Here is a 16,774-nt window from a genome sequence, read left to right as displayed (position 1 = left end):
TTTTTGGCCGTCGTCAGCTCGTAGTCCGAGAAGCCGAGCTGCTTGCCACCCATCAATCCAGTCCTGGCCTGTGATCACAGCACCATTGTCCCGTGGATCGCTGGGGTTTTCCAGAGCTTCCCTAGAGAACAGTCCTCAGGCTCACAACATCTCGAAACGAAGCGTCAAGCCACACCCTCCAACGGCACACATCCCAACGACCAACAGTGCACGTTTTGCACAATCGTGGGGATTTTGTACATTGCAACCGCCCAGCTCAGCCCTGGGCCAGGCGCGTGCGCAGCGCCTTTTCGGCCTCCTCGCGGTCGTCGAAATGAACCCGCCGGGTGCCGAGGATCTGGTAGTCCTCATGGCCCTTGCCGGCGATCAGCACCAGATCCCCCGGAGCGGCCTGGGCAATGGCGGCAGCAATGGCGGCGGCCCGATCGGCTTCCACCACCAGAGCGGTATCGGCGGGAATGCCAGCCACCACATCCGCCAGGATCTGGGCGGGGTCCTCCGTCCGAGGGTTGTCGGAGGTCACCACCACGCGATCCGCCAGGCGGGCGGCGATGGCCCCCATCTGCGGTCGTTTGCCGCGATCGCGGTCACCGCCGCAACCGAACACACAGATCAGCTGGCCTTGGGCGAAGGGCCGGCAGGCATTGAGGGCACTATTCAAGCCATCGGGAGTGTGGGCGTAATCCACCAGCACCGCAGGCTGAGCGGCGGCGCCATCCCCTGGCCGGCCGGCGGTGACCCGCTCCATCCGGCCCGGCACACCACGAAAACTGGCCAGCCCCTCCAGCAGCATCGCCAGGGGAAGCCCCTGCTGCAGCAGGCTGCCCACCGCCTGCAACTGATTCATCAGGTTGAAGCGGCCCAGCAGGGGAGAGCGGAACGCCCCCGACCCCATCGGACTCACCAGGATGCCGCTGACGCCATCGGCGCTGAACACCAGCTGCTCCATGCGCAGTTCAGCGGTGCTGCCCGGCTCGAGGGAACTGCGCCAGCACTGGGCACCGAGCCGTTCGGCCAGGCGCGTGCCCCAGGGATCATCCACATTCACCACAGCGGCGGCATCAGGCTCCAGCAAAGGCGCCTGGAACAACTTGGCTTTGGCCTCGAAATAGGCCTCCATCGAGGCGTGGTAATCGAGGTGGTCCTGGGTGAGGTTGGTGAAAATCGCCCCGGCGAACTGGCAGCCACTGATGCGCTGCTGATCCAGAGCATGGGAACTCACCTCCATGGCCCCGATCTGGGCTCCCGCCTCGGCGGCCTTGGCCAGCTGGGCCTGGAGCACATCGGCAAAGGCCGTGGTGTGCTGGGCGGTGACGCTCTGACCCGGCCAGCGGTTCACCAGGGTGCCGAACAGAGCCGCAGGGGTGCCACAACAACCGATCAGATGCTCGATCAGATGGGTGGTGGTGGTTTTGCCGTTGGTGCCGGTCACACCGATCAAGCGCAACCGCTGGCTGGGGTTCTGCCAGAACTCAGCCGCCAGCAGACCGGCCCAGCGTGCCACGGGATCACTCACCACCAGCACGGGATCGCCAACAGCCGGGGGCCGCGCCGCCGCTGCCGCCGGGCCGATCACCACCGCCACAGCGCCGGCCGCCACTGCCTCTGGCCAGAAGCTGCCGCCATCCACAACCGTGCCGGGCAGACCCACGAACAGGGTGCCCTGGCCCACGCGCCTGGAATCGCAGCTCAGACTCTGCACTGCACTGTTCTCAAGGGCCGGCGGCACCGCCAGGCCCACCTGGCGCAACAGGGGATGGAGCAGCTGGGTCATGGACCAGCGGTGAACAGAAGTGGGCCCGTTCTAAGCCGCCTGGCCAGGAAATCCGTTCCTCTGCAACCAAACCGCCAGGCCGTCCCCCCCCAGCCGTGGTGACACCCGCGGCAGCTCCTGCAGTGCGCCATCGGCATGGCGCAGCACCAATACCGGCACCTCGAGGCCGTAGCGCTGCTGCAGCCCGGGATCGCGATCCACATCAATTACCTCCAGCTCTACACCCCCTGGCAGGGCGTGCAGGCGCTCCGCCAGACCCTCACAGAGGCAGCAGCCCTGGCGGCTGTAGAGCAACAGTTGCGGCTGAGCCATCAATCGGGCACCGGATCGCAGCCACAGGGCGTGAAGGGGTGGCAGCGCAAGAGGCGCCTAGCGGTGAGCCAGCCACCACGCCATGGCCCATGGCGCTCGATGGCCTCCAGGCCGTAGGCGCTGCAGCTTGGAATGAAGCGGCAACGGGGGCCCAGCAGCGGCGAGATCCACTGGCGGTAAAAGCCGATCAAGGCCAGCAGCAGCGTCTGGAGGATGCGGGTCATGCCAACCGATAAGATCGCCTGCTGGCGTGGCCAAGGTCTGGGAGTGTCCATGCTCTCAGGCCAGCCGCACCGGCATCAACTCGATACCCGTTCTCCATGTCTCGCTACCGCGGCCCTCGTCTGAGGATTACGCGGCGCTTGGGAGACCTTCCCGGTCTCACCCGTAAGTCCGCCAAGCGGTCTTATCCCCCCGGTCAGCACGGCCAAGCCCGTCGCAAGCGCTCCGAATACGCCATCCGCCTGGAAGAGAAGCAGAAGCTTCGCTTCAACTACGGCATTTCTGAACGTCAGCTGGTTCGCTACGTGAAGAAAGCCCGCGCCCAGGAGGGTTCCACCGGAACCAACCTGCTGAAACTGCTCGAGAACCGTCTCGACAACGTCTGTTTCCGCCTCGGCTTCGGCCCCACCGTTCCCGGTGCCCGTCAGCTGGTGAACCATGGCCACGTGACCGTGAACGGCCGCGTCGTGGACATCCCCAGCTACCAGTGCAAGGCCGGCGATGTGGTCGCCATCCGTGAGCGCAAGCAGAGCAAGAAACTGGCTGAAACCAACCTGGAATTCCCAGGCCTGGCCAATATCCCCCCCCACCTCGAGCTCGACAAGAACAAGCAGGTCGCCAAGGTGATCAGCAAGTGCGAGCGCGAGTGGGTCGCCCTCGAGATCAACGAACTGCTGGTGGTGGAGTTCTACTCCCGCAAAGTGTGATCCCCTGGGAACACCTTCAAGCTCAGCTCCTGCAGCCCCCGCTACGGCGGGGGCTTTTTTATGCGCAGCACACCAGCGACAGCCCGGAGCCTGGCCCTCAGCCGCTGATCAAGCGTTCGAGGGCCGCCGTCACATCGTTCTGACGCATCAGCGATTCGCCCACCAGCACCGCATCAGCGCCGGCACTCTGCACCCGATCGAGATCATCGCGGCTGAACAGACCCGACTCACTCACAAGCAGGCAGCCCTTGGCGCGAATCTGCTCGCCATAGCGGGCGGTGAGTTGTTCGGTGGTAGCCAGATCCGTGTGGAACGTGGCGAGGTTGCGGTTGTTGATGCCGATCAGCTGCACCCCCTCGAGCGCCAGCACCCGCTCCAGTTCCTCGGCGTCGTGCACTTCCACCAGCACTGTGAGCCCCAGGCTGCCGGCCACCTTGAGCAGGTAGGCCAGGTCTTGGTCGGTGAGGATCGCGGCGATCAGCAGGGCCGCATCGGCACCGGCGGCGCGGGCCTGGTACAGCTGATAGGGGCTGAGGATGAAGTCCTTGCAAAGCAGGGGCAGCTCCACAGCCTGGCGCACCTGCACCAGCACCTCAAAGCCGCCCTGGAAAAACTGCTTGTCGGTGAGCACCGAGAGACAGCTGGCCCCACCGGCGGCATAGCCCTTGGCAATGGCCTCGGGATCGAAATTCTCCCGGATCACACCCTTGCTGGGGCTGGCCTTCTTCACCTCGGCGATCACGGCAGGTTTCCGGCAGGACGCCTTCAATGCCGCCACGAAATCGCGGGGGGCCGGCAGTTCGGCCACCTGCTTCTTGAGTTGCGCCAGGGTGACGCGCTCCCGGGCGGAGGCCACTTCCCGATCCTTCTCCCAGACAATCTTTTCCAGGATGTGGCGCGGTTCGGCATCCTCGTGGGGGATGGCGTACTCCAGGAACGCCACCTTCACGGCTGGATTGGGGGGACGGCGACGAATTTCCATTTCAGGCCACCACGGCTGCAGCTTGCTTGTAGGCCACTTCCACCAGCTCGCTGAGGGTGGGGTGCGTGTGCACCTCGTTGGCCAGCTGCTTCACGCTCTGGCGGCGGGCCACCGCATTGGCAATCTCCTGGATCAAATCGGCGGCGTGGAGGCCATAGATGTGGGCGCCGAGCACCTCACCAGTGGTCTTGTTGAACAGCAGCTTCATCAGGCCATCACTTTCGAGCTCAGCCAGGGCCTTGGTGTTGGCCTTGAAGTAGCTACGCACCGTGCCCAGCTCAAACCCATCCTGGGCAGCCTGGGCCTTGGCATCAGCTTCGCTCAGGCCCACGGAGCTGATTTCCGGATGGGTGAAGGTGGCCGCCGGAATCGAGCGGTAATCAATGCTGCGGGGGTGTCCAAGAATGTTGTCCACGGCCACGGCGCCCTGGGCGGCAGCGGTGTGGGCCAGCATCATCTTGCCGGTCACATCGCCCACGGCCCAGAGATGCGCCACCGGAGCTCCGTTCACCAACACGCGCATCTGGTCGTCCACGGGAATGAAGCCGCGGTTGGTTTCGATGCCGCAGGACTCCAGATTCAACCCCTTACTGGACGGCACCCGGCCGGTGGCCACCAGCACCGCATCCACCTCCAGGGTTTCCACCAACTCCTTGGTGGTCATGTCGGCCAGCTCGATCTGCACCGGCGCCCCGGGGGTGATCTTGCGGGCCAATACGCCGGAGCGGGCGTCGATATCACGGCCGTCAATCAGGTTGCGGGCGGCGATCTTGGCGATGTCGGGATCGAAGGTGGGCAGCACCCGATCCAGGGCCTCGATCATGGTCACCTCACAGCCGAGGGCCGTATACACATCCGCGAATTCCAAGCCGATGTAGCCGCTGCCGATGATGGCGATCCAGCGGGGCAGCCATTCCAGGCTGATGGCCTCGTCGCTGGTGAACACCGTGCGGCCATCGGTCTCGATGCCAGGGGGCACAAACGGATCCGAGCCGGTGGCCAGGATCACCTCGCGGGCGCTCAGAACGCGATCCACTCCACTGATCTCGCGCACACCCACCCGCTGGCTGCCCTCGAGCCTGCCCATACCGCGAATGATGGTGACGCCGGCGCGCTCCAGGGTCTTGGTGAGATTGGCGCGAATCGTGGCCACCAGCTGATTGGCGTGGTCGGCGATCTTCTGGCGCTCAAAGCGCACTGGGGCGGCATGAATGCCGAAGCCCTTGAGGTGCTCGGCATCGGCCAGCTCGCGCACGCGGCCGCTGGCAGCCAGCAAGGCCTTGGAGGGCACACACCCCCGGTTCACACAGGTGCCACCCATGTCCCGGGATTCGATGATCGCCGTGCGCAGGCCGTGGTCGGCCGCGTGCTTGGCGGCGTCGAACCCGCCGTAGCCGGCACCGATCACGATGACGTCGTAATCGAAAGTCGCGTCGCTCACCGTGGCCGTGCTCAGTTGGGGGGCATTCTCTCCTGCCGCAGGCCCTGATTTCAGGAGCCCAACAGCCAACCGATCAGCCGGGCCCGTGGTGCTGACGCCAGCGCTCCAGCAGCAAGGGCCCTGCCGACACCGCCACGTTCAGCGATTCCACCGCAGCGCTGTGGGGAATGGTGACCCGATGGGTGGCCAGGGCAGCCAGCTCCGGGTGCAGCCCCGCACCTTCATTGCCCAGCAGCAGCACGGTGGGACGGGTCCAATCCAGCTGCCAGTAGGGCACCGGCTCAAACGGGGAGGAAGGTCCCGAAGCCACCAGGGTGGCCACCAGCTGATGGCCCGCCGCGCGGGCCTGCTCCAGGCGAGCGATCAGTCCGTTGCGCTCCAGCTCCCTGGCCAGGGGCAAAGCCAGGGCAGCACCGGCCGCAGACCGCATCACCTTGGGCTGATGGGGATCGGCACCGCCCCCCTGCCACACCTGTTGCACGCCGGCCGCCAGGGCCGTCCGCAGCAAGGTGCCGAGGTTGCCGGGATCCTGGAGCTGATCGAGGGCCAACACGAAATCAGCTGGACCCTGAACCTGGGGCAACGCCGCTGCAGGCAGGCTCATCACCACGCCATCGGGATTCTCCGTGCTGGCCACGGCTGCCAGCACCTCCTCACCCACCGGCTGCACCGCCACGGGTAAGCGCTCCCAGAGATCGCCATGACAGGCCATCCAGGCCGGGGTGGCCAGGAGCTGGGCCGGTGCCAACTGCCGCTTCAGCAGTTCCTGCAGCAGGTGGGTGCCCTCCAACAGCAACAGTCCCTGCTCACGCCGCCCCTTGGCCTGGTGCAGGGCCCGAAAACGCCCCACCAGCGGGTTGCGTCGGCTGGTAATGGGCTCCAGCGGCAAGCGGCGCGGATCAGAACTGTTGATGGCGGCGCACATGCAACGTCTCTTCGATCACCAGCTTGCTGTCCTGCAGATCCAGACCTTTCACGGCCGCCACCTCGCCCTTGAGCCCCTCGGCGGCCAGGTTCTTGATCAACTCCTTGATCAGCACATCCTCAATGGTGGCTTGGTCGAAGGAGTCGGGGGTTAGGGCCTCGAGGAACTTACCCAGCTTGGAGGCCACGACTTCAGGGGCATTGCTGATCTTGAGAACGAGCATGGAGAGAGGCGGAGAGAGATCGTTGACTGTGGTCAATTTGGCAATAAAAAGCTCCCCATCTGCAGGAGAGGGGAGCTTTTTGATCCGGTAGATCAGTGCGGATGGGGAGACTTGAACTCCCACGACATTGCTGCCACTAGTACCTGAAACTAGCGCGTCTACCAATTCCGCCACATCCGCATAGCGAGCCGCCGTTGAGCGACTTGAGGCGTGCCGCTCTCGCGACTTCGAAAATGTACCCCATCGGCCCACCGGGCACAGCAGGGGCAGGACAAGCCAGTTCAGGGGCCGGCCGTCTAGACGGTCTCAGGCTTCGTCGTCAAGATGGGGCCCCATAAGACGGGCAGCAAGACGCCATGACAGTGACCGTAGCCCCGTCTCAGCAGATTCTCACGCCTCAACTTGAGATTGCAGGAGGCCGCACCCTCGCGGGAGAGCTACGGGTGAGTGGCGCCAAGAATTCGGCCTTAGTGCTCATGGCGGCCTGTCTGCTCACGGAAGAGCCGTTACGTCTGCGCAACGTGCCGCCTCTGACGGACATTCAGGGCATGGCCGAGATCCTCGCTTCTCTGGGGGTTGGGGTGCGCCGAGGCAGCGACAGCGTTGAGATGGATGGCTCGGGCCTGAACCAATCAGCTCCTCCCTACGAGCTGGTGAACAGCCTCCGGGCCAGCTTCTTCTGCATTGGTCCGCTGCTGGCACGCCTGGGCATTGCCCGCGTTCCCCTGCCTGGTGGCTGTCAGATCGGCACCCGCCCCGTGGTGGAACACGTGAAAGGCCTGAAGGCACTCGGCGCCCAGGTCACCATCGAGCACGGTGTGGTGTCCGCGGTGGTGCCTGGACGGGGGCATCGCCTCACCGGCGGCCGCATCCACCTGGATTGCCCCAGCGTTGGAGCCACGGAAACGCTAATGATGGCCGCCGCCCTTGCCGATGGCGAGACGGTGATCGAGAATGCCGCCTTGGAACCCGAAGTGGTGGACCTGGCCGGCCTGTTGCTGGCCATGGGCGCCAAGGTGCGCGGTGCTGGGACCCCCACCATCACGATCGTGGGGGTAGAGCGGCTCCACAGCGCCGACTACGCGGTGATCCCCGACCGCATCGAAGCGGGCACCTTCCTACTGGCCGCCGCCATCACCCGCTCCACCCTGCGGGTGGCCCCGGTGATACCTGAACACCTCGGCGCAGTGCTCACCAAGCTTGAAGAAGTGGGCTGTCGTCTGGAGGCCGACGGCACCGGCCTCACCATCAACGCCAGCCAGATCAAGGCCGTGGATCTGCGCACGCAGCCCTTCCCCGGCTTCCCCACCGATCTACAGGCGCCCTTCATGAGCCTGCTGGCCACCGCCCAGGGCACCAGCGTGATCACCGAGAACATCTTCGAAAACCGCCTGCAGCATGTGGCCGAGCTTCAGCGCATGGGCGCCGCCATCCGCATGCAAGGCAACACCGCCTTCGTGGAGGGCGTGAGCCGCCTCAGCGGCGCGCCGGTGCAGGGCAGCGACCTGAGGGCCGCCGCCGCCATGGTGCTGGCCGGTCTGGCGGCAGACGGCATCACCACCGTGCAGGGCCTGGAATTCCTGGATCGTGGCTATGCCGATTTCGAGGGCAAGCTCAACGCCGTTGGCGCATCGATTCGCCGCGTGGGCTGAACCTTTAGAGTCGGCGTGCGGGAGCGTGCCGGAATTGGTAGACGGACTCGACTCAAAATCGAGCGCCTTCGGGCATGTGGGTTCGAGTCCCACCGCTCCCATCACAGCCCCTCCGCAACGGGCTCCGGCTGAGACGGCCGTGATGAACACCTACGGGCGCTTTCCGCTCGAGCTGGTGCGCGGCAAGGGGGTCTGGGTGTGGGACAGCAACGGCAAGCGCTACCTCGACTGCGTGGCCGGGATTGCGGTGTGCACCCTCGGCCACAGCAGCCGGGCCATGCGCAAGGCCATGGGCCAGCAGCTGCGGCAGCTACAGCATGTTTCGAATCTCTACCGCATCCCCGAACAGGAGCGCCTGGCGGCCTGGATCACCGCCAACAGCTGCACCGACAAGGTGTTCTTCTGCAATTCCGGCGCGGAGGCTAACGAGGCCGCCATCAAGCTGGCCCGCAAGCACGGCCACACCATGCGGGGTATCGGCGGCAGCAGCGACCATGGCCCCCTGATCCTCACCGCTGAAGCCAGCTTCCACGGCCGCACCCTGGCGGCCGTCACCGCCACCGGGCAGCCCAAGTACCACCAGGGCTTCGAGCCCATGGTGCAGGGCTTTCGCTACTTCCCCTACAACGACACCACAGCATTCGAGGCCCTACTACACAGCTGTGAGGCGAATGGCCCCCGGGTGGCGGCCGTGATGCTCGAACCCCTGCAGGGCGAGGGCGGCGTGAACCCCGGCGATCCAGCCTTCTTCCGGCGGGTGCGTGAACTCTGCAATCAGAAGAACATCCTGCTGATCTTCGATGAGGTGCAGGTGGGCGTGGGCCGCACCGGCTGCCTCTGGGGGTACCAGAAACTGGGCGTGGAGCCTGATGCCCTCACCCTGGCCAAGGGCCTGGGGGGAGGCATGCCAATCGGGGCCCTGGCGGTGAAATCCCGCGTGGATCATCTGAAGCCCGGGGAACACGCCAGCACCTTCGGCGGCAACCCTCTGGCCTGCCGAGCAGGGCTCACCGTGGCCGAGGAACTCACCCGCCGCCAGCTGCCGGCCCACGTGGCCGCCATGGGGTCCCTGCTGCAGGAGCAACTCACTCAGCTGGCCGCTCGCCATCCCAGCATCGCCGAAACCGCCCGGGGCTGGGGGCTGCTGCAGGGCCTAGTGCTGCGCAGTGATGGCCCCGCCGCCATCGATGTGGTGAAAGCGGCCATGGCCGAGGGGCTGCTGCTGGTGCCCGCAGGGCCCAGCGTGGTGCGCTTCGTGCCCCCGCTCACCATCCAGCCCCGCCACATCCGCGAGGCCATTGCACGCCTGGAGCGGGCCCTTTTGGCATGCCAACGCCCGACCCCTTCGGCGACCTGATCGCCCCCTTCAGCAACCGGGGCGTTGACCTGGGGCTGAAACGGTTGCAGAACGCCCTGGCGGAGTTGGGCCACCCCGAAGAGCAGTTCGCGGCCGTGCAGGTGGCTGGCACCAACGGGAAGGGCTCCATCAGCACGATGCTGGAGCGCATCGGCACGGCCGCCGGCCTGCGCACCGGGCTCTACACCTCCCCCCATCTGCTGAGCTGGTGTGAGCGCATCCGCCTGCCCGATGGCCTAATTGGAGTCGAGCTGTTGCGGGAGCATCTGGCCGGGATGCAGGCCCTGGCCCTGCGCCACGAGCTCACGCCGTTTGAGCTGATCACCGCTGCGGCCTTTGTGGCCTTCGCGGAGGCGGGGGTGGAGCTAGCGGTGCTGGAGGTGGGACTGGGGGGCCGTCTTGATGCCACCACCACCCATTCGAACCGGCAGGTGCTGGCCTTGGCCGCCATCGGCATGGATCACACCGAACACCTGGGCAGCACCCTGGCCGCCATTGCTGGCGAGAAGGCCGGGGTGCTTCACACAGGCGCCATCGCGGTGAGCGGGCCCCAGGCGCCTGAGGCCGAGGCTGTGCTGCGCCAAGTAGCCCAGGCACGCCAGTGCACGCTGCGCTGGGTGGAGCCCTTGACTGCCGCCAGCGCCGGAGGCCCGCTGCTAGGGCTTCGAGGCGAGCTGCAGCGCTATAACGCCGCCGTGGCCGTGGGGGCCGCTCAGGCCCTGGCGGAGCAGGGCTGGGCCATCGATGAGGCCGCCATCTTGCAGGGTCTGGCCCAGGCCCGCTGGCCCGGCCGGCTGGAGCATCGCCGCTTTCAAGGCCAACCTCTGATGGTGGACGGTGCCCACAACCCCCCAGCGGCCGAGGCCTTGCGCAGGGAGCTGGATGACCCGGGCCCCCGCCGCTGGTTGATCGGCAGCCAACGCCACAAGGACGCCCCGGATCTGCTGCGAAGGCTGCTGCGGGCCGGTGACGCGGTGCGCGTGGTGCCGCTGCAGGACCATCCCAGCTGGAGTGCCAGCGCATTGCGCGAGGCCCTGCAGGCCCTAGGGCCTGAGGCCGTGGAGATCGCCGCTGGCAGCGGCGATCTGGCCGCCGATCTCAGCTGGCTGGTGCAATCGCAAGCCCTGCCGGTGGTGGCCGGCTCCCTCTATCTCGTGGCCGAGGTTCTGCCCCTGCTGGATCCCGCGCCAGACTGAACCCAGCCCTCTTGCCGCAGCCTCCATGGTGCGATCCAGCCTGCTGGCCCTGGCCGTGAGCCTGTTCCTGGTGCTGAGCAGCCTGGCCGGCCTGCCCATCGCTCCGGCCCTCGCCCTCGACACCTCCACCGGTGTGGGCCTGCAGGATCGGGCCCTGTTCCAGGACACGGTGGATTACACCCTCACCAACCAGAGCGGCAACGACTTTTCCGGCCAGCAGCTCGCCAACACCTCCTTCGCCGGAGCCGTGGGCAAGGGAGCCAACTTCGCCGGCGCCAACCTGCACGGGGCGATCCTCACCCAGGGGGCCTTCCCGGAGGCCAACTTCGCCGGCGCCGACCTCTCCGATGCCCTGATGGACCGCACCGACATGAGCCACACCGACCTGCGGGGCGCGGTGCTGGTGGGGGCGATCGCCTCGGGGGGCAGTTTCACGGGCGCCAACGTGGAGAACGCCGATTTCACGGATGCCCTGCTGGACCGAGTGGATCAGCGCCTGCTCTGCCAGAGCGCCAGCGGCACCAACCCGATCACCGGCGCCGACACTCGGTCCAGCCTGGGCTGTTAACGCTCCAACCAGCCCCGCAGCTTGCCGGGATTGAGCAAGCCGGCGGGGTCGTAGGCCGCCTTGGCGGCCACCTGATCGGCATCCACCACGCCGAGGCCGCCGTCCTCCACGTTGAACACGTGGGGGTTGAAGAGCACGCAGCCCAGGGCGCAGCAGTGATCGATCAGGGCTTGCAGCGCCTCAGCCCCACGCCAGCGCACCAGGGGCAGACAGGCCAGCCGTTGGCTCCCCATGCTGCGCACGGCCTCCAGGTGCCAGAGCAGGTCGGCGCCCCAACGCTGCCGCAGGGCCGCCAGGGCCGGTGCCTCGGGCTGGGGCAACAGCAGCTGCAGGTAGGTGAAGCCGGGGTCGCGGCTGCGCACATGCAGGGTGGTGTGGTTCCAGGTGAGCTCCCGCAAGGGGATGCCACGGCTCTGGCCCTGGGGCGCCTGCCACACCAGGGCGCCGCCCTGCTCCGTGAGCAGCGCCGGCAGGGCCAGCAGCGCATCGGGGGCCGCTAGTAGCAGCAGCCGGTGGCTGCGGCCATCGGCCTCAGGGCAGCCCTGGGGCCAGGGAAGCTGGGCCGCCACCGCAGCCTCCAGCAGGCACAGGGCATTGAGCTGCAGGGCCGAGGCCGGCAGCGCCTGGGCCGCAGCCAGGGCCTGATCCCAGTGGGCAAACTCCAACACCAGCTGCTCCCAGGCCACCGCAGCGGTGCTGGCCATGGTGAGGGCGGTCACGATGCCGTTGGTGCCGTAGGCGTGGTTCAGCGGCCGGGCGCCGGCGGCATCCAACTGCAGCAGCCGAGGCTGGGGTTCCAGGGTCACCATCTCCAGCCCCAGCAAATGCCCGGGATCCCGCAGGAAGCCCCAGCGCAGCGAGCCGATGCCGCCCGATCCGCCAGCGATGAACCCCCCCAGGCTGGCGCTGCGCACCGTGCTGGGCAGCAGCCGCAGGGCGCGGCCATGGGCCTGCAGCTGCTGGTCGAGATCGGCCAGCAGGATGCCCGGCTCAGCGCTAAACACCCCTGTGGCGGCATCGAGCTGGAGCAGGCGATTCATGCCCGTGAGGTCCACCACCAGGCCTCCCGCCAGGGGCACGCACTGGCCGTAGTTGCCGGTGCCCGCACCCCGCAACGTGAGGCTCACGCCATGGCGAGCGCAGGCCGCGGCCACCCGTAGCACCTGCTCGCTGCTGCTCACCCGCACGCCCATCTGGGCCCGCAGACCCTGCAACAGGGGGGCCAGCACCGGCGAATACACAAAGGCGTCCGCTGAGAGGGCCTCCAGTTGGGCGCTCTGGCGCAGGGGGGCGAGCCCCGCGGCCAGCAGATCGGTCGCCAGGGCCTCCAGCTGGGCATCGGAGGCGGGGGGGCTCAGGGGCTGGGGGAGCGCGGTGGGCAAGGACGGTATGAGGACCATCAGGGAAGCGCGGCGAGGCGAGCATCGGGCTGCTGAGCCAGGGGGGGTGGCAACCACTGCCCAGCCCGCAGCACGCGGCGCTGGGGCGTCCGGGCCAAGAGCTCACTCCAGGTGGAAGCCGCCAGCACCACCAGATCCGCCGGTGCCCCCTGGCGCACCACCCCATCCCACGGAAGCCCCAGCAACCGTGCCGGCACGCTGGTGAAGGGCATCAGGCCCTGGCGCTGCCAGGGGGCCAGATGCACGCTGGGGCCCGCCAACCGCAAGAGCTCGAGGGGATCGAAATCGCCTCCCGGAAACCAGGGATCCTGCACGTTGTCAGCGCCGAGGGCTACCGCCACTCCAGCCTGCTGCAACAGCTGCACTGGCGCCACTGGCCGTTGGGCCGCGGTGAGGCCGTGGCGGCGGCCGAGCAGCCAGAAGTTCGTGCTGGGCAGCGCCACCACCGCCAGCCCAACGGCAGCCATGCGCTCGGCCAGCTTGCGCTGGAGGGGCTCCGGCAACAGAGCCATGCTGCTGCTGTGGCTGCAGGTCACGGGGATGGCCACCCCATGGCTCTCCAACAGAGAGGTGAGCAGGCCCACGCCATGACCCCACTGGTCGCCGCCCTCGTCCACATGCAGATCCACCCCGCAGCCCAGGCGATCCGCCAGCTGCAATAGGGCCAGCAGCTCCCCTGCAGCCTCCGCCCCCGGGGGAAACGGGGGCCCAAGCACCCCACCGAGGAGCCCACCGGCAGCCGCCACCCGAGCCGCCAACTGCCGGCCCATCGCGGTAGACCACACCGACAGCGGCACCAGCGCCACCAACTGCAGCTCCACCCGGCCCCGCCAGCGTTCGCGCAGCTCCAGCAGGGCCTCCCAACCGGGCTCGGACCCTGCCCCCCCGCTGTCCACGTGGCTGCGCAGGGCCCGCAGCCCATAGCGCCAGGCCTGCTCCAGGGCCCGCTCGCCCCGCTCCAGCACCTGCTCACGGGTGCGCCGCTCCCCCTCGCGCAGGTTGGCCGCCAGGGCGGACGCCATCGTGCCGCTGGGGTTGGGAAAAGCCGACCAGCTGAAGGCCTTATCAAGGTGTACATGGGGATCCACCAGGGGCGTGAGCGCCAGCGGTGCGTCCGCACCAGGACTGGGCTGGATGCGAGCGATCCGCCCCTCGGCGAGGCTCAGCTCCACCGTGAGCAGGCCCTCCTGATCGCCGCAGGGCAGGTCCTGTTGCTGCGGATCCAGCAGCACCCGGGGCAGCCGCAACCGCAGGGGAGCCGGGGGTGACATCGGCACCATTAGCGGCCGAGTTCCTGGCTATCACTGGAGGCCAGCAGCAGCAGCTGCCCGGCACCAGCGAGGGTGAGGGTGCGGTAGTGGGGCACCCGCAAACCGGGCAGCAACGCCTGGCCTCCCACCTCTGTGACGTAAAGGCTGAACAGGCCGAGATTGAAGCGGCGGGTTCCACGGCTGGCCAGCGCCCCCAGAACAGCCCGCTGGCTGCGCACCAACTGGGGGCAATCCCGCACCAGCAACTGAATGGCCATCGGCAGGCCCTGGCTGCCACACAGCTCCCCGGACGCGAGATCCACCAGACGCTCACCGGCGAAGGCCTCAAACTCCGCCGGACCCGGGTTGCTCCACACCAAGGCAGCTCCTGCGGTCGCCACCGCAGCCAACCAGGCCCACCAGGAAGAACGGCGAGCGAACACCATGGGGAAGAGGAAGACGCCTTGATAGGATGCCGGAGCCCTGGCGGGCGTAGCCAAGTGGTTAAGGCAGCGGATTGTGATTCCGCCATTCGGGGGTTCAAGTCCCCTCGCTCGCCCCTTTTCTGAACCCCCGGCCGCTCTTGCAGCAGTCGGGGGTTTGGTTCGTTCAGGGCTGAATCAGGGCCTGGAGCAACCGATCAGCTCCCTCGCGCACGGGATCCACACACACAAGCCCGGTGTCGGCGCGGATCTGGGCCAGGGCAGACGCTGCGGCACGCGGCTCCAAGTTCGCGCTGTTCACCGCAATGGCCCGCACCCGCGGCCGCAGGCCATCGGGTCGGCCCAGGGAGGCCACCGCCTCATTGGCGGCAATCACCTCCGGTAGCGGAGGGATCGCCACCGGCACCGTGCCGGGGCGGGTGCGCACATGGCCCTGGCCAGCGCGGTGCACCAACAGCAGATCCGTGGGCTGGCTGCCTCGGATCAACGGCAGGGTGGCGGTGGAACCGGGATGACAGAGGGATCCCTGCCCCTCCACCAGCACCAGGGCCTCCGGCCCAGCGCCGGCCGCGGCCTGGAGCACCGCCTGCTCCACCGCACCAGCGGCGTAGTCCACCCGCACCGCATCGAGGGCCACCCCCTGGCCGCTGATCAGGATCCCGGCCTGGCCGGTGCCCACGAAACGGGCATCCAGCCCGCGCCGCCGGGCGGCAGCCAACAGCTCCAGGCAGGCGCTCATCTTTCCCACGGCCATATCCGAGCCCACCGCCAGCACCCGCCGGCAGGGCAGTGCCGCACAGCGGGCCGCGGCCACCTCGAGGCCCTCCGGCTCCTCGCGCAGATCCCAGATCCAGGCCCCCGCCTGCCGGGCTGCGGCAAAGGCGGGATCGTCCCCCAGGCGGCTATGCAGGCCGCTGGCCAGGTTCAAACCCGCCTGCAGGCCCGCCACCACATCGGCCCGCATCTCCAGGGGCAGCCGCCCGCCCGAGGGAGCCAGACCCACCACGGCCACCTGGGGGCCGTAGGCCAGGGCTTCCGCCATCGAGGCCACCACGGGCACCACCCTGGGAATCCCCGTGATGGCCTCCAGGGAGCAGCCGGCGTGGGCGGGATCAATCACCGCCACGATCGGGCCATGGCGGTAGCGCAGCATCGCCAGTCCGGTCTTGCCGGAGAGGTTGTCGAGGCCGCCGTGCTGCAGCAGCACCAGCGGGGCGTCGGCCGTGAGCATCAGCAGGGGTCCTCAGGGGGAAGGCCCACCACGCCCAGGCCCGGGCGATCACTGGGCCGCAACAGGTCGCCCACCAGCTCGGCGCCGGTGAACGGGTCGTCCAGCAGGTTGAGATGGCTGTCGAGATCGGGCCAGCGCACCAGGGGCAACAGCTGGGCGGCAGCGCTGTTCAGCAGGGTGCTGTCGGAGTAGCAGCCCACCATCACCCCCAGGCCCAGACGCCGGGCTGTGCGGGCCATCAGCAGGGCCTCGCTGAGGCCACCGCTCTTCACTAACTTGATGTTGATGCCATCCACGTGGGGGGCCAGACGCATCAGATCGGCCAGATCCCAACAGCTCTCATCGGCCACCACGGGAATCGAGGCCAGTCCCCGCAGGGCGGCGAAACCGGCCGTATCGGCGGCTGGGTCGTTGCGGGGGGCCAGGGGCTGCTCCACCAGCACCACACCCTGCTGGGCCAGCCAGGGAATCATCTGCTGGGCCGTAGCCAGATCCCATCCGCCGTTGGCATCCACCTGCAACTCATGGGCGGGGCCGAGGGCCTGCCGCACCGCCAGCACCAGGGTGCGATCGTGCGCAACCCCATCGGGACTACCAAGCTTGAGCTTGATGCGGGTGGCGGGAAGCTGCTGCCACCAGCGCTCGAGCCGCGCCAGCACAGCCGAGGGCTGCCCGAGCCCCAGGGTCACGCTGGTGGCGGCACAGGCTCCTGGATCCAGCCCCCAGAGCCTCCATAGCGGCTGCCCCAGGCGCTGCCCCCACCAATCGTGCAGGGCCAGGTCCACGCCGCAGCGGGCGGGGGGACTGAGGGCCTTCAGAAGAGGCTCAAGCGCCTGCAGGGGCTGGGGACTGAGGGCGTCCAGCCGGGGAGCGAGAGCTTCCAGCTCCGCCGCGATGGCCTCCGTGGCGTAGTGGCGGTGGCCGGTGTCAAAGCCGCCGGTTTCACCGACGCCGATCAACCCGCCGTGCTCGATGGTGACCAGCAGATGCTCCACCGCTGCAGTGGTGCCACGGCTGATGGCCAGGGGCACGGCCTTGGTGAGCTGGAAGCGGCGCAGACGCAGGCGCATGGGGCTGGGGCGCTGGTCTCA

The 16,774-nt window shown here is 68.0% G+C and carries 17 protein-coding genes and 3 tRNA genes; 7 read left to right on the top strand and 13 right to left on the bottom strand.

Features of this window, described 5'->3' with window-relative positions; genetic code table 11:
* Positions 1-256: 256 nt before the first annotated feature.
* Genes KBZ14_RS06830 through yidD form a run of 3 tightly spaced genes read right to left on the bottom strand, consistent with a single transcriptional unit; the run spans position 257 to position 2,310 of the window.
* Positions 257-1,774 carry a UDP-N-acetylmuramoyl-L-alanyl-D-glutamate--2,6-diaminopimelate ligase gene (locus KBZ14_RS06830; protein ID WP_255117565.1) on the bottom strand — a complete coding sequence of 506 codons (1,518 nt, stop codon included), beginning with the start codon at positions 1,772-1,774 and terminating at the stop codon, positions 257-259.
* 30 nt (positions 1,775-1,804) lie between these two features.
* On the bottom strand, positions 1,805-2,086 hold the full coding sequence (locus KBZ14_RS06825; RefSeq protein ID WP_255117564.1) for a glutaredoxin family protein: 282 nt from the start codon (positions 2,084-2,086) through the stop codon (positions 1,805-1,807).
* Positions 2,086-2,310, bottom strand: a complete 225-nt coding sequence (yidD, locus tag KBZ14_RS06820; RefSeq protein ID WP_255117563.1) for a membrane protein insertion efficiency factor YidD — start codon at positions 2,308-2,310, stop codon at positions 2,086-2,088. Before yidD ends, KBZ14_RS06825 begins: the two co-directional genes overlap by 1 nt.
* Before the next feature lie 96 nt (positions 2,311-2,406).
* Between yidD and rpsD the strand changes: the two genes are divergently transcribed.
* A complete protein-coding gene (gene rpsD / locus KBZ14_RS06815; RefSeq protein ID WP_255117562.1) occupies positions 2,407-3,015 on the top strand; it encodes a 30S ribosomal protein S4 in 609 nt (202 codons plus the stop codon).
* 97 nt (positions 3,016-3,112) lie between these two features.
* Here rpsD and trpC read toward each other — a convergent pair whose 3' ends face one another.
* The 5 genes from trpC to KBZ14_RS06790 form a co-directional block, all read right to left on the bottom strand.
* Entirely contained in the window at positions 3,113-3,997 is an 885-nt protein-coding gene (gene trpC, locus KBZ14_RS06810) for an indole-3-glycerol phosphate synthase TrpC (protein ID WP_255117561.1), read from the bottom strand.
* 1 nt (position 3,998) lies between these two features.
* Complete coding sequence (gene lpdA / locus KBZ14_RS06805; protein ID WP_255117560.1) at positions 3,999-5,438, bottom strand: dihydrolipoyl dehydrogenase; 1,440 nt, start codon at positions 5,436-5,438, stop codon at positions 3,999-4,001.
* A 73-nt stretch (positions 5,439-5,511) separates the two neighbouring features.
* Positions 5,512-6,363 (bottom strand): TrmH family RNA methyltransferase, encoded by an 852-nt coding sequence (locus KBZ14_RS06800; protein ID WP_255117559.1) that lies wholly within the window; start codon positions 6,361-6,363, stop codon positions 5,512-5,514.
* Positions 6,338-6,586: a DUF8653 family protein gene (locus KBZ14_RS06795; RefSeq protein WP_255117558.1), complete on the bottom strand. Its 249-nt coding sequence runs from the start codon at positions 6,584-6,586 to the stop codon at positions 6,338-6,340. The genes KBZ14_RS06800 and KBZ14_RS06795 overlap by 26 nt, the downstream gene beginning before the upstream one ends.
* Before the next feature lie 96 nt (positions 6,587-6,682).
* Positions 6,683-6,766 (bottom strand) — tRNA-Leu (locus KBZ14_RS06790).
* Between the two features lie 176 nt (positions 6,767-6,942).
* On the opposite strand from KBZ14_RS06790, the gene murA reads away from it, so the two are divergent.
* The 5 genes from murA (at position 6,943) to KBZ14_RS06765 (ending at position 11,359) form a co-directional block, all read left to right on the top strand.
* Positions 6,943-8,238 (top strand): UDP-N-acetylglucosamine 1-carboxyvinyltransferase, encoded by a 1,296-nt coding sequence (murA, locus tag KBZ14_RS06785; protein ID WP_255117557.1) that lies wholly within the window; start codon positions 6,943-6,945, stop codon positions 8,236-8,238.
* 19 nt (positions 8,239-8,257) lie between these two features.
* Positions 8,258-8,339: transfer RNA gene (locus KBZ14_RS06780), tRNA-Leu, on the top strand.
* A gap of 41 nt (positions 8,340-8,380) precedes the next feature.
* Positions 8,381-9,595, top strand: coding sequence for an aspartate aminotransferase family protein (locus KBZ14_RS06775; protein WP_255117570.1), 1,215 nt, complete (start codon positions 8,381-8,383; stop codon positions 9,593-9,595).
* Positions 9,565-10,791, top strand: a complete 1,227-nt coding sequence (locus KBZ14_RS06770; RefSeq protein WP_255117556.1) for a bifunctional folylpolyglutamate synthase/dihydrofolate synthase — start codon at positions 9,565-9,567, stop codon at positions 10,789-10,791. Before KBZ14_RS06775 ends, KBZ14_RS06770 begins: the two co-directional genes overlap by 31 nt.
* Positions 10,792-10,816: 25 nt before the next feature.
* Positions 10,817-11,359 carry a pentapeptide repeat-containing protein gene (locus KBZ14_RS06765; protein ID WP_255117555.1) on the top strand — a complete coding sequence of 181 codons (543 nt, stop codon included), beginning with the start codon at positions 10,817-10,819 and terminating at the stop codon, positions 11,357-11,359.
* Here KBZ14_RS06765 and KBZ14_RS06760 read toward each other — a convergent pair.
* From KBZ14_RS06760 to KBZ14_RS06750, 3 genes are read right to left on the bottom strand one after another with little or no spacing between them, the layout of a single operon-like run.
* A complete protein-coding gene (locus KBZ14_RS06760; protein ID WP_255117554.1) occupies positions 11,356-12,759 on the bottom strand; it encodes an FAD-binding oxidoreductase in 1,404 nt (467 codons plus the stop codon). The genes KBZ14_RS06765 and KBZ14_RS06760 overlap by 4 nt on opposite strands.
* Entirely contained in the window at positions 12,759-14,030 is a 1,272-nt protein-coding gene (locus KBZ14_RS06755; RefSeq protein ID WP_255117553.1) for an amidohydrolase family protein, read from the bottom strand. Before KBZ14_RS06755 ends, KBZ14_RS06760 begins: the two co-directional genes overlap by 1 nt.
* A gap of 8 nt (positions 14,031-14,038) precedes the next feature.
* Positions 14,039-14,455: a DUF4359 domain-containing protein gene (locus KBZ14_RS06750; RefSeq protein ID WP_255117552.1), complete on the bottom strand. Its 417-nt coding sequence runs from the start codon at positions 14,453-14,455 to the stop codon at positions 14,039-14,041.
* Positions 14,456-14,495: 40 nt separating this feature from the next.
* Here KBZ14_RS06750 and KBZ14_RS06745 point away from each other — a divergent pair.
* Positions 14,496-14,568: transfer RNA gene (locus tag KBZ14_RS06745), tRNA-His, on the top strand.
* A gap of 50 nt (positions 14,569-14,618) precedes the next feature.
* On the opposite strand, the gene KBZ14_RS06740 is transcribed toward KBZ14_RS06745, so the two are convergent.
* A complete protein-coding gene (locus tag KBZ14_RS06740; protein WP_255117551.1) occupies positions 14,619-15,683 on the bottom strand; it encodes an N-acetyltransferase DgcN family protein in 1,065 nt (354 codons plus the stop codon).
* Positions 15,683-16,753, bottom strand: a complete 1,071-nt coding sequence (locus KBZ14_RS06735; protein ID WP_255117550.1) for a dipeptide epimerase — start codon at positions 16,751-16,753, stop codon at positions 15,683-15,685. Before KBZ14_RS06735 ends, KBZ14_RS06740 begins: the two co-directional genes overlap by 1 nt.
* Positions 16,754-16,774: the final 21 nt, after the last annotated feature.

This window comes from Synechococcus sp. HJ21-Hayes, from assembly GCF_024345835.1.
Lineage (GTDB): Bacteria > Cyanobacteriota > Cyanobacteriia > PCC-6307 > Cyanobiaceae > Vulcanococcus.
Note: the sequence above shows the minus strand (reverse complement) of the source record. Positions and strands in the feature narration are given on the sequence as shown.